Source organism: Nonomuraea sp. NPDC003727 (genome assembly GCF_053586935.1).
The window spans coordinates 1-13,560 of record NZ_JBSFNE010000014.1 but is presented as its reverse complement, the minus strand read 5'-3'; the positions used below and the strand labels follow the sequence as shown (position 1 = coordinate 13,560).

Genomic DNA, 13,560 nt, shown 5'->3' with positions numbered 1-13,560 from the left:
GGAGCTTCGGACCCCCCTCCCGCCTCGCTCGGAGCGCGACATGAACGAACCGATCAACTTCGCCATGACCGTGGAGCACCTGTTCGCCGAGGTGTGGGCGCGCGAGGCGATCAGCGACCGCGACCGCCGACTGCTGCTCATCGGCCTGCTCGTCGGACAGGGGCTCGACCAGGCGGTCGAGATCCAGCTGGAGACCGCGTTGCGCACCGGCGACCTGAGCGCGGAGGAGCTGAGGGAGACGGTCGTCTTCCTGACCCACTACGCGGGATGGGCGCGCGGGGCGCGGCTCAACGCCCAGGTGGAGGACCTGATCGAGCGCGTGGTCATGGGCTGATCGTCGCCGCGGCCGTCGCGCCCAGCTCCCAGCACGCCTCCAGGTCCGCCTTGGTGACCGCGCCGATCACCACGACGGGCGCCGCGACCGGCTCCCAGCCGAGACCACGCGTGATCGACTCCACGCCGCGCACCGCCCCCGTGGCGTCGTTGTTGCCGTGCACGTACAGCCCGTACGGCAGGCGCCGCGTCTCCTCCAGGCACGGGTAGTAGATCGTGTCGAAGAAGTGCTTGAGCGCCCCGCTCATGTAGCCGATGTTGGCGGGGGTGCCGAGGATGAGCGCGTCGGCGGCGAACACGTCGGCGGCGGTGGCGTTGAGGGCGGCCCTGGTGACCACCTCGACACCCTGGATCTCGTCGGTCGTCGCGCCCTCGCGCACCTTCTCCAGCAGCTCGTGCGTGGCCGGTGAGGCGGTGTGGTGGACGATCAGCAGCCGGCTCACGACGCCGCCCGCACCTGGTAGAGCCCGCCCTGGAGGCTGAGGGCGTAGAGCTCGCCGTCGTGGCCCTGCCCGAACGACGACAGCTGCTCGACCCTGCCCACCTCGATGCCGTGCGCCGGGTCGCTCACGGGCGCGGCCTTGACCCATCCGGCGCAGAAGTCGCCGTAGAGGAAGTGGCCGGCCAGCCCGGGGATCCGGGCACCCCGGTAGACGTGGCCCGCGATGACCGAGCAGGTCCCGTCCTGCCCGAGGGGATAGGTGATGACCGGCTTGACGGCTCCGGCGGCCCGCACGCCGGTGTCGAAGGGATGCCCGCCCTCGAAGGCGTTCCAGCCGTAGTTGCGGCCGCCCTTGCCGCTCGGCTCGTGGTCGACCTCCTCCCAGGCGTTCTGGCCGACGTCGCCGATCCACAGGTCGCCGGTCCTGCTGTCGAAGCTGAAGCGCCACGGGTTGCGCAGGCCGTACGCCCAGATCTCCGGCCTGGCCCCGCCGCGGCCGGTGAACGGGTTGTCCGGGGGAACCCGGTAGGGCGTGCCGCGCGGGTCGATGCGCAGGATCTTGCCCAGCCAGGTGCCCAGGTTCTGGCCGTTGCCCTGCGGGTCTCCCCCGCCGCCGCCGTCGCCGAGGCCGATGTAGAGGTAGCCGTCGGGGCCGAAGGCGAGCTGCCCGCCGTTGTGGTTGGCGTACGGCTGGTCCTGGGTGAGCACGTCGCGCCGCCCGCCGGCCCTGCGGCCGTCGAAGGCCCACTCGGTGACGTGGGTACGGCCCGCGGCGTCGGTCCAGTCGAGGTAGAGCCACCTGCCGGTCGGATGGAAGGCCACGCCGAGCAGGCCCTGCTCGTTGCCGTCGCTGACCTCGCCGGACAGGTCGACGATCACCTGCTGGCGGCCGTCGACGAGCGCGCGCAGCCGGCCGCTCTGCTCGGCGACGTAGAGCGCCTCGTCGCCCTCGCGCACGGCGAAGGCCACGGGCTTGTCGAACCGGGCGATCTCGGCGAACTCCAGCCTCGCGGGCACCGGCCGCCCGGACGCCGCCCGGCCGGGCGCCGTGGTCGCCGCCCCCGCCGAGGGCCGGACGGGCTGTCCCGCCTCGGGGCGGGCAGGCTCCCGCCCTGCCGGCTGGGTGGCCGAGCAGGCGGTCAGCACCGCGACCAGGGCGATGGCGGCAAGCGCGGGGCGCACGCTGCCGATCCTCTCATGCGATCTCGTCACGGTGCCTGTACGCGCCGGGGCCGGGAAAGGTTCGGCGCAGGCGGCGGCCCTGCCCTGGCGCGCGTGCCCGGCCGTGCGATCGTGATCGTCGGCGCGCCGCCGGGAGCGGGCGGGGCGGGCGTTACGCTGGCCGTATGCCTACCGCACTGATCACGGGCGCGACCGCCGGCATCGGCGCGGCCTTCGCCCGCCGCCTTGCCGCCGACGGCTTCTCGCTGGTCCTGGTCTCCCGCGACGAGACCCGGCTCGCCGAGGCCGCCGAACGGCTCAAGCAGAAGTACGGCGTCGCCGTCGACGTCCTGCCCGCCGACCTGGCCACCGACGACGGGCTGGAGCGCGTCGAGGCCCGCCTGCGCGAAGGCGTCGACTGCCTGGTCAACAACGCGGGCTTCGGCCACCCCGGCCACTTCCTCGAGGTGCCGCTCGAGGACGAGGTGCGCATGCTGAAGGTGCACTGCGAGGCCGTGCTCAGGTTCACGCTCGCGGCCCTGCCGGGCATGCGGGCGCGCGGCAGGGGCGCCGTGATCAACGTCGCCTCGGTGGCGGCCTTCTTCACCCGGGGCACCTACAGCGCCTCCAAGGCGTGGGTGGTCAACTTCAGCGAGTCGACGGCCGTCGAGGTGGGCGACCCGAAGATCCGGATCATGGCGTTGTGCCCCGGCTTCGTGCGCACCGAGTTCCACCAGCGGGCCTCGATGGACGTCTCCGGCATCCCCGGCTTCCTCTGGCTGCAGGCCGACGCCGTGGTGAACGAGGCGATGCGCGACCTGGCGCTCGGCAGGACGGTCTCCATCCCCGACCCTCGCTACAAGGCGATCGTGGCGGTGGGCAGGCTCATCCCGCGCGGGCTGACCCACCGGATCTCCGCCATGATCGGCCGCAAGTAGCCCGACGCTCCCCCCGCCTCCGGAACACGGGGAGCGGACCCCGCGAAGACGATCCCCCCGCCGCGGGAGGGGGTCGCGGCGGGGGGATGCTCGGAAGAGGCGTGCTCTAGCGGTTGGCCTCGTGGCCGATCGCCAGGCCGCTCGCGGCGTCGAAGAAGTGCAGGTTGTGGGTGTCGACGACCAGCTCGATCGACTGGCCGGGACGCACGTGGCTGCGGGCGTTGACGCGGGCGGTCCACAGCGACTTGTCGCCGGACAGCGGCAGCGTGGCTTCCTCGTCGTCACCGGTGTCCTGGGCGGCCACGGTGTCCTTGTGCTCGACCGGCGGGGCGTCGATCAGGAACAGGACGTTGATCTCGGAGCCGAGCTCCTCGGTGACCTCCGCCTTGACGGGCAGGGTGGCCCAGCCGTTGGCGTGGCTGCCGGCGGCGCTGGAGTCCTCGAAGTCGGAGGGCCGGATGCCGAGGATGACCTTCTTGCCGATGTACTGGTCGAGGCCCGGCTTGTCGGAGAAGGTCGACTCGGGGATGGCCAGCTTGTAGCCGGCGAAGGCCACCGCGGCGCCGCCGTCGCGGACCAGCTCGGCGGTGACGAAGTTCATCGAGGGCGAGCCCATGAAGCCGGCGACGAACAGGTTGACGGGCTTGTCGAACAGGTTCTGCGGGGTGTCGACCTGCTGGAGCAGGCCGTCGCGCAGGACGCAGACGCGGTCGCCGAGGGTCATGGCCTCGACCTGGTCGTGCGTGACGTAGACGGTGGTGACGCCGAGGCGCTCGTGCATCTGGTTGAGCGAGGCGCGCATGGAGACGCGGAGCTTGGCGTCGAGGTTGGACAGCGGCTCGTCCATGAGGAAGGCCTGCGGCTCGCGGACGATGGCGCGGCCCATCGCGACACGCTGGCGCTGACCACCGGACAGGGCGGCCGGCTTGCGCTTGAGGTAGGTCTCGAGGCCCAGCATCTTGGCGGCCTCGTTGACGCGCTTCTGGATCTCCGGCTTGGGCATCTTGCGGAGCTTCAGACCGAAGGCGAGGTTCTCCTCGACGGTCATGTGGGGGTAGAGCGCGTAGTTCTGGAAGACCATCGCGATGTCGCGGTCCTTCGGCGGCAGGTGGTTGACCACCTTGTCGCCGATGGCGATCTCGCCGCCGCTGATGTCCTCGAGTCCGGCGATCATCCGCAGCGCGGTCGACTTGCCGCAGCCGGAGGGGCCGACCAGAACCATGAACTCCCCATCCTTGATCTCAAGGTTGAGTGCGTTCACGGCCTTCACGCCACCGGCGTAGATCTTGTCGACGTTTGTCAGAACGATGGATGCCATGACAGTCCTTCGCGCAGCGGGCCGGAACCCGGACGTATGTGGGGGACACCACTCACCGTGGATACGTTTTCATGCATCTCACCCGAAAGGGGGAACCCTGTCAAGAGACCAGGCGATGTTACCCATTCGAGCTGGAAAGCTTCCGGAATGAGTGGTGGAATCGTTTCCATGAAGCGCACCACCATCAAGGACGTGGCGGAGGCCGCCGGTGTCGGCGTGGCCACGGTCTCCCGGGTGCTGTCCGGTGGATCGGCCAGCCAGGAGACCCGCGAGCGGGTGCTCGCGGTGGCCGCGCATCTCGACTACCGCCCCAGCGCGGTGGGCCGCAACCTGCGCCAGCAGCGCGCCGGCGGCATCGGCCTGCTGGTTCCCGACCTGACCGACACCCTGTACGGCAGGCTCGCCGAGGGCGTGCTCGCCTGCGCCCGCTCGGCGGGCGAGCCCGTCGTGGTCGGCTCGACGGGCGACGACCCCGAGCAGGAGGCCGAGCTCATCGGCATGCTGCTGGAGCAGAGCGTCGACCGGGTGATCGCCGTGCCCTCGGGAGACGCCGAGGCGTGGGGCCCGGCGATCAGGGCGGGCATGACGGTGGTGTTCGTCGGCGAGCAGCCCCAGGAGGACGAGCCGTCCGACGAGCCGCTCGACGACCTGCTGATGCTCGACGGCCTGCGGACGCCGCCCCGTCCCGACAGCGCCATCCCCGCCGTCCTGGCCGACGACCGCTCCGGTGTCCGTACGGCGGTGCAGTACCTCAAGGGCCTCGGCCATCGCCGCATCGCCTACCTCGGCGGCCCTGGGCGCGCCCGCCGGGTGGCCGCCTTCCGGGAGGCGATGGGCACGCTGGCGGACGAGGAGCTGATCGTCTCCGCCGGCGGCAGCCGCGACTCGGCCTACGCCGCCGCCTCGGGGCTGCTGCAGAGCCGGGGCGACGTCACCGCGCTGGTGGCCGGCGGCAGCGCGCTGGGCGAGGCGGCCGTGCTGACCGCGCGGGAGCTCGGCCTGCGCATCCCGGGCGACCTGTCGCTGGTGATGTACGACGACGTGCCGTGGGCCGAGCTGTGCTCGCCCCCGCTGACGGTGATCGCCCAGCCGGGCCAGGATCTCGGCTACCGGGCGGCCGAGCTGGTGCTCAGGTCGGGCGCCAGGCGCCCGCGCAGCGTGCTGCTGCCCACCGAGCTCATCGTGCGTGGGAGCTGCGGGCCTCGCCGGTGAGGTACGCCCAGGCGCCCTCGTGCCGGGTGAACCTGCTGACCTCGCGCATCTCCCCCGCCCTGCCGGCCTGGCTGTAGCGGGCCCGGAACTCGACCGTCCCCTCGGTGTCGCCGGCCCCGCCGCCGCTCGTGCTCACGATCGACAGCCGCTTCCACCGCAGGTACGGCTCGAAGGTGATCTCGGCGGGCCTGGTCGACGGGTGCCAGCTGCTGAGCAGGTAGGCGGCGTCGCCCACCGCGAAGGCGCTGAAACGGGAGCGCATGAGCTGCTCGGCGGTCTCGGCCGCCGCCGCCCCGCGGTGCAGCCGCCCGCAGCAGTCCTCGTAGGCTGCGGGCAGCCCGCACGGGCAGGTCCGCCCACTCACAGGAGCTTCTCGATCGCGGCGGTGACGGCGGGGTCGGACGGCTCGGTGCGCGGCCTGAACCTGGCCACCACCGTCCCCTCGCGGTCGACGAGGAACTTCTCGAAGTTCCACTGGATGTCGCCGGCCTCGCCGTCGGCGTCGGGCGTGGCGGTGAGCGGGCCGTAGAGCGGGTGCCGGTCGGCGCCGTTGACGTCGGCCTTCTCCAGCAGCGGGAAGTCGACGCCGTAGGTGGTGGAGCAGAACTCCTGGATCTCCTCGGCCGTGCCGGGCTCCTGGCCCATGAACTGGTTGCACGGCACGCCGACCACGCTGAAGCCTCGCGGGCCGTACTCCTGCTGGAGCTTCACCAGGCCGGTGTACTGCGGGGTCAGGCCGCACCTGGAGGCCACGTTGACGATGAGCAGGGCCTTGTCGCCGGCCAGCTCGGCGAGCGTGGTCGGGGCGTCCGCGAGGGTGCGGACCGGGATGTCGCGGAGATTCATGATCCGACTCTACCTTCCCAAGAAATGTGACAGAGTCCACTTTTTCCCGCTAAACCCCCTGTACAGCCATAGATCACGTTCTTTACTGACGATCTACCTTTTCATGGTCAATTAGCGACAAATGGCGCGAGTGCGGCAGGGTGACGCAGTCCCCCGACCCCTTCGAAGGGAAGACCGCATGCCTACGCTCCGCCGTACCAGAGCCTTGCTCCTGACCGCCACGGTCGTGGTGTCGGGAGCGGGAACAGCGACGGCGGCGTCCGCGGACGCCGCCGCGACCGGCAGCGCCACCACCGGCGCGAGGAACAAGGCCATCGCCAGGCCCATGGTCGCGGCCAAGGGATGGCCCCGGGCCCAGTTCGGCTGCCTGGAGCGGCTGTGGGCCAGGGAGAGCGGATGGAACCACCGGGCCGGCAGCGGCTCGGGCGCCTACGGCATCCCGCAGGCGCTGCCCGGAAGGAAGATGGTCAGCGCCGGCCGGGACTGGCGCACCAACCCCAGGACGCAGATCACCTGGGGCCTGTCCTACATCAAGAAGAGGTACGGCTCGCCGTGCGCCGCCTGGTCCCACTTCCAGGGGCGGGGCTGGTACTGATCTCCGCACCCGCTGTTCGAATACGCATGGTCATCGGGCCGCCGGGCCGATCCAAGGCGAGACCGTTCAGCGGCAAAGTCCTCTTCTTCCGGCGTCTGAGATCACGCACCAGGGGCGACATGGCGTATTAGAAACCGCCTAGAGACATCGTCGCGGTGCCTTCCGGGCCGTCCAGGTCGATCGGACGGGAAAGGATCTCGGAGGCCGCGCGGGCCCGTTCTCGCCCGAGCCACGGGCGCGGATCGGCAGGACCCTTGCTTCACGAAGGTCCGCCCGCACGCGACCCGACTGCAAGGATCAAGTTGGACAGCAAACGCGTTCTCGCCATGGTGGTCGCCTCCGCGGCGTTCACCGGCGGGACATCCACGATCGCCCTGGCCGACGCCGAGTCGCCCGGGACGGTCCACCAGCGGACCTGGACGGTCGCGGTCCAGCCCCACGTGATCCATCACGCCACGTGGACGACCAAGGCCGAGCCGAAGGCGCGGCCCGCGCTGCCCGGCAGGAACACCAACAAGCGGATCGCGCTCGACCTCGTGGTACGGAGGTCGTGGTCGCTGCGGGAGTTCCAGTGCCTGGACAGCTTGTGGACCAGGGAGAGCAACTGGAACCACCGGGCACAGAACCCCAGCTCAGGGGCTTACGGCATTCCGCAGGCACTGCCGGCGGTGAAGATGTCGGGCGCCGGAAGCGACTGGCGGCACAATCCCGCCACCCAGATCCGCTGGGGCCTGCAGTACATCAAGGGCCGTTACGGCAAGCCGTGCGGCGCCTGGGGCCACTTCAGGTCGCACAACTGGTACTAGGGGCAGCCGCCGAGGGGAAGTGGCGCCTGCCGTGGAAGGGCATCCGGGCTCAGCCCCGGGTGCCCTTCCTTTCCAGGTGGACGGCGATGGCCTGGATGAGCAGGTCGAGGCCGAAGTCGAACTCCTCCTCGTGGTCGCACGAGCCCAGCAGCGAGGACAGCTCGCTGACCTGGGGGAACAGTTCGGGGTCCACGTCGCTGACCGGAGGGGCGCCGGGGACGGGCGCGAAGGTCGGCGTGACCCCCACCTCGCGCAGCAGCGAGCCGATCACGTAGGCGATGAACAGGCGCAGCATGCGCACCGCGTCGGCGCCGTCGAAACCCGCCTGGCGCAGCGTGGTCAGCGCCCGCTCCACGGGGAACAGCCCGGCGTTGGAGTGGAGCTGCCGGCTGACCACCAGCATGGTGGAGCGCGGGTAGTGGTGGGCGATCTGCCGGAAGGCCCTGGCCTGCATGCGCACCCTGTCGGTCCAGTGGGCGCCGGGGTCGTCGGTGAACTCGATCTGCGACAGCACCGACTCGGCGACGCCGTCGAGCAGCGAGGCCTTGTTCGGCACGTGGTTGTAGAGCGACATGACGCCGACGTTCAGGTCGGCGGCGATCCTGCGCATGGACACCGCGTCCGCGCCCTCACGCTCGATGAGGTCGATCGCGGCCGCGACGATACGCACGCGGGAGAGCGGCTCGGTGGGCATAGCTCATTCTATTGACGCACGTACACCGTACGTGCCACGCTCGAGATATACGTACGGTGTACGTCCCCCTGGAGGCCGCATGTCGACGCACGATCTCTACACGATCCCCGCAGAGCTCTCCACGTGGAACGTGGACATGGCCGGGTCCAGCCGTTTCACCTGGGAGTACGACGACGGCAGGGACCGCATGCTCGCCCTGTACCAGAAGGGCAAGGACAAACAGTGGGACTCGGTGAAGAGGATCGACTGGGACCTGGAGGTCGATCCGTACGACGTGCTCGGCATCCCGGACACCACCATCGCCATCCACGGCACGCCACTGTGGGAGCGGATGGACGACAGGACCCGCGCCGAGGTGCGCAGGCACGGCGCCGCCTGGCAGTTCTCCCAGTTCCTGCACGGCGAGCAGGGCGCGATGATCTGCTCGGCGCGCATCGTGGAGTCGGTGCCCGACCTCGACTCCAAGTTCTACGCCGCCACCCAGACGATGGACGAGGCCAGGCACGCCGAGACCTACGCGCGATTCCTGCAGGAGAAGGTGGGCCTGGCCTACCCGATCAACGAGCACCTCAAGTCGCTGCTGGACTCCACCCTGACCGACTCGCGGTGGGACATGCCGTACCTGGGGATGCAGGTGCTGATCGAGGGGCTGGCGCTGGCCGCGTTCGGCGTCATGCGCGACATCACCACCAAGCCGCTGCCCAAGCAGATCCTCGCCTACGTCATGCAGGACGAGGCCAGGCACGTGGCCTTCGGCCGGATGGCGCTGCGCGACTACTACAAGAACCTGTCGGAGAGCGAGCTGCGCGAGCGCGAGGACTTCGTCATCGAGGGCTGCTACCTCATGCGCGACCGGCTGCGCGGCAGGGAGACGTGGGAGACGCTCGGCCTGTCGCAGGCGGAGGTCGCCGAGGCGATGCGGGCCGTCGACGAGTCGGAGTACCTGCGGCTGTTCAGGTCACTGCTGTTCAGCAGGATCGTGCCGTGCGTGAAGGACATCGGCCTGTGGTCGCCGCGCCTGCAGCAGGCCTACGCCGACATGGGCGTGCTGGAGATGGCGGGGCAGTCGCTCGAGGCGCTCATGAAGCAGGACGAGGACATCGCCGACAGGCTCGACGCCGAACGCTTCGCCGCCGAGGAGGCCGAGCGCCACGCCGAGGTCGCCGAGACCATCGCCCTGGGCACGACCTCCTGACGCCTATCCGGCCGGGTGGACGCGGGCGATGACCTCCCTCAGCACCCGCACCAGGCCGTCGATGTCATCCTCCGTCGTGCGCCAGTTCACGATCGCGGGGCGGAGGGCGGTCATCCCCCGGTAGGTCGTCGTGCCCGCGTAGAAGCGGCCGTCGGCGATCAGCTCCTCGCCGATGCGGTGGTTGAGGTCGTTCAGCTCGCCCTCTGGCACGCCCGGCGGCGCGTAGCGGAAGCAGACCACGCAGAGCGTCACGGGGGCCAGCAGCTCCAGGTCGGGCGCCTTCTCCACGGCCTCTCCCAGGCGCAGGGCCAGGTCGTGATGGCGCTCGACGAGCTGCCGGTAGCCCTGCCTGCCGTAGGCCCGCAGGGTCGCCCAGATCGGGAAGGCCCGCGCCCTGCGGGAGGACTCCGGGCCGAGGTTGTTGTAGTTGACGTCGGAGGGCAGGTAGTGGGCGCCCCACGCGCCGAACGCCCTGAACATCAGGTCCTGGTCGTGGACGAAGGCGAAGCCGCTCTCGTAGGGGACGTTCAGCCACTTGTGGCCGTCGGCGGCGACGGAGTGGGCGCGTTCGACGCCCGCCACGAGGTGGCGCAGGCGCGGTGAGGCCGCGGCGAACAGCCCGAACGCGCCGTCCACGTGCAGCCACGCGCCGTACCGCTCGGCGAGGTCGGCCAGGTCGGCGATGGGGTCGAAGTCGCCGGTGTTGACCTCGCCCGCGTTGCCGACGATCACCGCGGGCCCGTCGAGCGCGGCCAGCTCCCGTTCCATGGCGGCCAGGTCGACGCGACCGGCGTCGTCGCGCGCGCACACCGTCACGCCGTCGCGGCCCACGCCGAGGATCTGCAGCGCTTTGCGGCTGCTGGGATGGATGTAGCCGCCGGCCAGCACCGGCATCCGCGGCAGCCCGGCCAGCCCTTGCGAGACGATGTCGGCGCCGTGCTGTTCGCCCCACCACTGCCGCGCGCAGGCCAGCCCGGTCAGGTTGGCGAACGTCGCGCTCGGCGTCAGCACTCCCCCGTACGGCTCCGGCAGCCCGCACAGGTCCTTCAACCACGCCAGCACCACCTTCTCCGCCCGCGCCGCCAGCGGCGAGGTCAGGTGCAGCCCGCCGGCCTGGTCGAGCAGCGAGGTCACCCAGTCGCCCGCCTGCGCCGCGGGGGTGGCGCCGCCGACGACGAAGTGGAAGAAACGCGGGCCCGAGGTCTGTGTCGACGCCCTGGTGCCCACGGCGAGCAGTTCCTCGACGGCCGCCAGCGTCCCCTCGCCCCTGTCGGGGAGGGGACCCTCGAGGAGGTCCATGAGGTGGTCGGCGGCGTGGTCGTGGACCGGGCGGTCGGTCAAGGTGCCGAGGAAGGGGCCGGCGGCACGGGCGACGAGGTCCAGGGCCGCGGGAGCGGCGTCCCGCTCGAACAGTGGATCATGCATAGCCGGATTCTGCATGACGGATCACCTCAGCGGCAGGCGCAGGACGAGCCGTGCGCCCCCGCGGCCGCTGTCGGCGACCACCAGGCTGCCGCCGTGGGCGACGGCGATGTCGCGGGCGATGGGCAGGCCGAGGCCGGTGCCGCCGATGTCGCGCGAGCGGGCGCTGTCCAGTCTGGTGAAGCGCCGGAAGACGGCCTCGCGCTGGTCGGCGGGGATGCCGGGGCCGTCGTCGCTCACCTCGACGACGGCGTCGCGGCCGTCGCGGGCCACGGTGACGTGGACGGCGCTCTCGCCGTACCTGTCGGCGTTCGACAGCAGGTTGGTCAGCAGCCTGTCCAGCCGCAGCCGGTTGCCGCGCACCATCAGGCCCGGCTCGACGGAGGTGGTGAACGGCAGGCGGGAGGGCCGCCTGCCGACCTCGTCGGCCACCAGCTTGCCCAGGTCGAGCAGCTCGTCGGGCGGGCGCACGCCCGCGTCGAGGCGCGCCAGGAGCAGCAGGTCCTGCACGATCGCCGACAGCCGCCGGGCGTCACCGAGCGCCTCGCCCAGGGTCCTGTCGGCGTCCTCTCCCTCGGGCCTGCCCTCCAGCCGGACCAGCATCGCCGTCAGCGGCGTGCGCAGCTCGTGGGAGGCGTCGGAGACGAAGCGGCGGTGCCGGCCGACCGCGTCCTCCAGCCGCTGCAGCGTGTCGTTGACGGTGATGGCCAGCTCGGCCACCTCGTCGCCGGTGCCGGGCACCGCGATGCGGTCGCTCAGGTCGGTGGCGCTGATCTGCTCCAGACCCGACCTGATGCGCTCGACGGGCGCCAGGACCCTGCCGACGCCGACCCAGGTGGCCCAGGCCATGAGCGTGAGCAGGACGGCGGCGGCAAGCGAGAGGAGCCCGGCGATCAGCGGGACGTCCAGGGCGATCGACTCCCTGACCGCCGCGTAGGCGATGACCGGGCCGTAGGGGGTGGACCGGTTGGAGGTGCCGACGACGATGAGGCACCGCTGCTCGCCACCGCACACCCGCGTCTGCACCCGGGAGTCGCCCGCCGCGGGACGCGCGGTGGTCAGCGGCGGCCGTCCCCGCAGCGCTTCGCCGGCCGCCACCACCCTGCCGTCCGCGTCCACGACCTGCAGGAGCGCCACGCCGTGCTGCGGCGGGATCGGGCCGTGGACGGGCTCGTCGTCGACCAGCAGGGTGACCTGCCTGCTGGCCTGGTCGGCGCGGTCGACCAGCTGGGCGCGCACCCGGCCGGGAAGGGCCAGGCAGAGTGCCACGACTCCGGCGAGCAGGACGACGCCGAAGCCGACCACGGTGGCGGCCGTCATGCGGGCCCTGATCGAGCGCGGGCGCAAACTGCCGAGGTGCACACTTCCACGGTCACCGACCGGCCATCAGGTGCGGGTCTCGGTGTGGCATGGAGACCGTCGCGCGCGGGTCAAAGCCACGAAAGCACGGATAGCGTGACCTCGTGGTGCATGTTCTCCTCATCGAGGACGACGCGGCGATCAGGACGGCGCTGAGAGGGCGCTGACCGAGCGCGGCCACGCGGTCTCCTCCAGCCCCACGGCCATGGGCGGGCTGCACCAGGTGATGGACAGCCGCCCCGACGTCGTGGTCCTCGATCTGGGCCTGCCCGACGTCGACGGCTGCGAGCTGCTGCGGATGCTGCGGGCGGTCAGCGCCACCCCGGTCGTGGTGGCCTCGGCCAGGGACGCCGAGTCGGAGATCGTCAAGGCGCTCAACGCGGGCGCCGACGACTACGTGATCAAACCGTTCGGCGCCGAGCAGCTGGAAGCGAGGATCAGGGCGGTGCTGCGCCGAGGAGGCGCTCCCGCCGAGGAGGATCAGGGCATCGAGGTGGGCGGCCTCCGGGTGGACGTGAGTGCGCGCGAGGCGACGCTCGACGGCGTACCGCTGGAGCTGAGCCCGAGGGAGTTCGACCTGCTGCACTACCTGGCCGCCCGGCGCGGCCGGGTCGTCACCAAGCGGGAGCTGATGGTGGAGGTGTGGCAGGTGCCGTACGGCGGGGCGGACAGGACCGTCGACGTCCACCTGTCGTGGCTGCGCCGCAAGCTCGGCGAGAGCGCCGAGCGCCCGCGCTACCTGCACACCGTGCGCGGCGTGGGGGTGAAGCTGGTGCCGCCCGAGGGGCCGTGACGCCTTAGCGGCGCCTTAACGTCGCCATGACACCGCCCTATGACCGTTCCCCGCATTCTCTGAGATGTCAGCAATAACGAGACATTCGGGGGAATGTTGATATGCGTACCTTCATCGCTGCTTCGACCGTGGCCCTGACGATCACCGCCGCCGCCGTGGCCGGAACCGTGCTCGCGGGGGCCGCCGGCGCCGCCGTTGACGGCGGACGCCACGTCGGCGGCGGCTACGTCGTCACCAGCGCCGGCGGGGCGCCGATCCGCTCCTGTCCCGCCAAGACCTGCGCGGCGGTCGACTGGATCCCCGCAGGTGGCGTCACCACGGGCACGAAGGCGGGCAACTGGCTGCACCTGGACAGCGGCGGCTGGGCCTGGCTGGTCCTGCACGACGACGGCAACCTCGTCATCTACCCCCCCGACGGCAGGCCCGTCTGGTCGCCGTGCACGGGC

General features: G+C 71.3%; 16 protein-coding genes. 8 read left to right on the top strand and 8 right to left on the bottom strand.

Features of this window, described 5'->3' with window-relative positions:
* Positions 1-40 precede the first annotated feature (40 nt).
* On the top strand, positions 41-334 hold the full coding sequence (locus ACWDLG_RS31875; protein WP_354907427.1) for a carboxymuconolactone decarboxylase family protein: 294 nt from the start codon (positions 41-43) through the stop codon (positions 332-334).
* Here the strand turns inward: ACWDLG_RS31875 and ACWDLG_RS31870 are convergent.
* Both ACWDLG_RS31870 and ACWDLG_RS31865 read right to left on the bottom strand, forming a co-directional pair.
* Entirely contained in the window at positions 324-776 is a 453-nt protein-coding gene (locus ACWDLG_RS31870; RefSeq protein ID WP_449927128.1) for a flavodoxin family protein, read from the bottom strand. The two genes, ACWDLG_RS31875 and ACWDLG_RS31870, sit on opposite strands and share 11 nt — an antisense overlap.
* Positions 773-1,957 carry a PQQ-dependent sugar dehydrogenase gene (locus ACWDLG_RS31865; RefSeq protein ID WP_449927126.1) on the bottom strand — a complete coding sequence of 395 codons (1,185 nt, stop codon included), beginning with the start codon at positions 1,955-1,957 and terminating at the stop codon, positions 773-775. The genes ACWDLG_RS31870 and ACWDLG_RS31865 overlap by 4 nt, the downstream gene beginning before the upstream one ends.
* A 164-nt stretch (positions 1,958-2,121) precedes the next feature.
* Here ACWDLG_RS31865 and ACWDLG_RS31860 point away from each other — a divergent pair, with 164 nt between their 5' ends.
* Positions 2,122-2,874, top strand: coding sequence for an SDR family NAD(P)-dependent oxidoreductase (locus tag ACWDLG_RS31860; RefSeq protein WP_449927123.1), 753 nt, complete (start codon positions 2,122-2,124; stop codon positions 2,872-2,874).
* A 106-nt stretch (positions 2,875-2,980) separates the two neighbouring features.
* On the opposite strand, the gene ACWDLG_RS31855 is transcribed toward ACWDLG_RS31860, so the two are convergent.
* A complete protein-coding gene (locus ACWDLG_RS31855; protein WP_354907431.1) occupies positions 2,981-4,192 on the bottom strand; it encodes an ABC transporter ATP-binding protein in 1,212 nt (403 codons plus the stop codon).
* Between the two features lie 168 nt (positions 4,193-4,360).
* On the opposite strand from ACWDLG_RS31855, the gene ACWDLG_RS31850 reads away from it, so the two are divergent.
* A complete protein-coding gene (locus ACWDLG_RS31850; RefSeq protein WP_449927119.1) occupies positions 4,361-5,404 on the top strand; it encodes a LacI family DNA-binding transcriptional regulator in 1,044 nt (347 codons plus the stop codon).
* Here ACWDLG_RS31850 and ACWDLG_RS31845 read toward each other — a convergent pair.
* Both ACWDLG_RS31845 and ACWDLG_RS31840 read right to left on the bottom strand, forming a co-directional pair.
* Positions 5,370-5,768, bottom strand: coding sequence for a YchJ family protein (locus tag ACWDLG_RS31845; RefSeq protein WP_449927116.1), 399 nt, complete (start codon positions 5,766-5,768; stop codon positions 5,370-5,372). The two genes, ACWDLG_RS31850 and ACWDLG_RS31845, sit on opposite strands and share 35 nt — an antisense overlap.
* Positions 5,765-6,250 (bottom strand): glutathione peroxidase, encoded by a 486-nt coding sequence (locus ACWDLG_RS31840; protein WP_449927113.1) that lies wholly within the window; start codon positions 6,248-6,250, stop codon positions 5,765-5,767. Before ACWDLG_RS31840 ends, ACWDLG_RS31845 begins: the two co-directional genes overlap by 4 nt.
* Before the next feature lie 178 nt (positions 6,251-6,428).
* Here ACWDLG_RS31840 and ACWDLG_RS31835 point away from each other — a divergent pair, with 178 nt between their 5' ends.
* A complete protein-coding gene (locus tag ACWDLG_RS31835) occupies positions 6,429-6,845 on the top strand; it encodes an aggregation-promoting factor C-terminal-like domain-containing protein (RefSeq protein ID WP_449927109.1) in 417 nt (138 codons plus the stop codon).
* Between the two features lie 302 nt (positions 6,846-7,147).
* On the top strand, positions 7,148-7,651 hold the full coding sequence (locus tag ACWDLG_RS31830; protein ID WP_354907435.1) for an aggregation-promoting factor C-terminal-like domain-containing protein: 504 nt from the start codon (positions 7,148-7,150) through the stop codon (positions 7,649-7,651).
* 49 nt (positions 7,652-7,700) lie between these two features.
* Here ACWDLG_RS31830 and ACWDLG_RS31825 read toward each other — a convergent pair whose 3' ends face one another.
* Positions 7,701-8,345, bottom strand: coding sequence for a TetR/AcrR family transcriptional regulator C-terminal domain-containing protein (locus ACWDLG_RS31825; RefSeq protein WP_354907436.1), 645 nt, complete (start codon positions 8,343-8,345; stop codon positions 7,701-7,703).
* A 79-nt stretch (positions 8,346-8,424) separates the two neighbouring features.
* On the opposite strand from ACWDLG_RS31825, the gene ACWDLG_RS31820 reads away from it, so the two are divergent.
* Complete coding sequence (locus ACWDLG_RS31820; protein ID WP_449927105.1) at positions 8,425-9,540, top strand: ferritin-like domain-containing protein; 1,116 nt, start codon at positions 8,425-8,427, stop codon at positions 9,538-9,540.
* A 3-nt stretch (positions 9,541-9,543) separates the two neighbouring features.
* Here ACWDLG_RS31820 and ACWDLG_RS31815 read toward each other — a convergent pair whose 3' ends face one another.
* The gene (locus ACWDLG_RS31815; protein WP_449927102.1) at positions 9,544-10,965 is read right to left on the bottom strand and encodes a pyridoxal phosphate-dependent decarboxylase family protein; all 1,422 of its coding nucleotides are present in this window, start codon (positions 10,963-10,965) and stop codon (positions 9,544-9,546) included.
* Between the two features lie 21 nt (positions 10,966-10,986).
* Positions 10,987-12,324 (bottom strand): sensor histidine kinase, encoded by a 1,338-nt coding sequence (locus ACWDLG_RS31810; RefSeq protein WP_449927099.1) that lies wholly within the window; start codon positions 12,322-12,324, stop codon positions 10,987-10,989.
* Between the two features lie 202 nt (positions 12,325-12,526).
* Between ACWDLG_RS31810 and ACWDLG_RS31805 the strand changes: the two genes are divergently transcribed.
* Together ACWDLG_RS31805 and ACWDLG_RS31800 are read left to right on the top strand one after the other, a co-directional pair.
* Complete coding sequence (locus ACWDLG_RS31805) at positions 12,527-13,114, top strand: response regulator transcription factor (RefSeq protein ID WP_449927096.1); 588 nt, start codon at positions 12,527-12,529, stop codon at positions 13,112-13,114.
* A gap of 101 nt (positions 13,115-13,215) precedes the next feature.
* A partial coding sequence (locus ACWDLG_RS31800; RefSeq protein ID WP_449927093.1) for a hypothetical protein occupies positions 13,216-13,560 on the top strand: 345 nt, incomplete at its 3' end.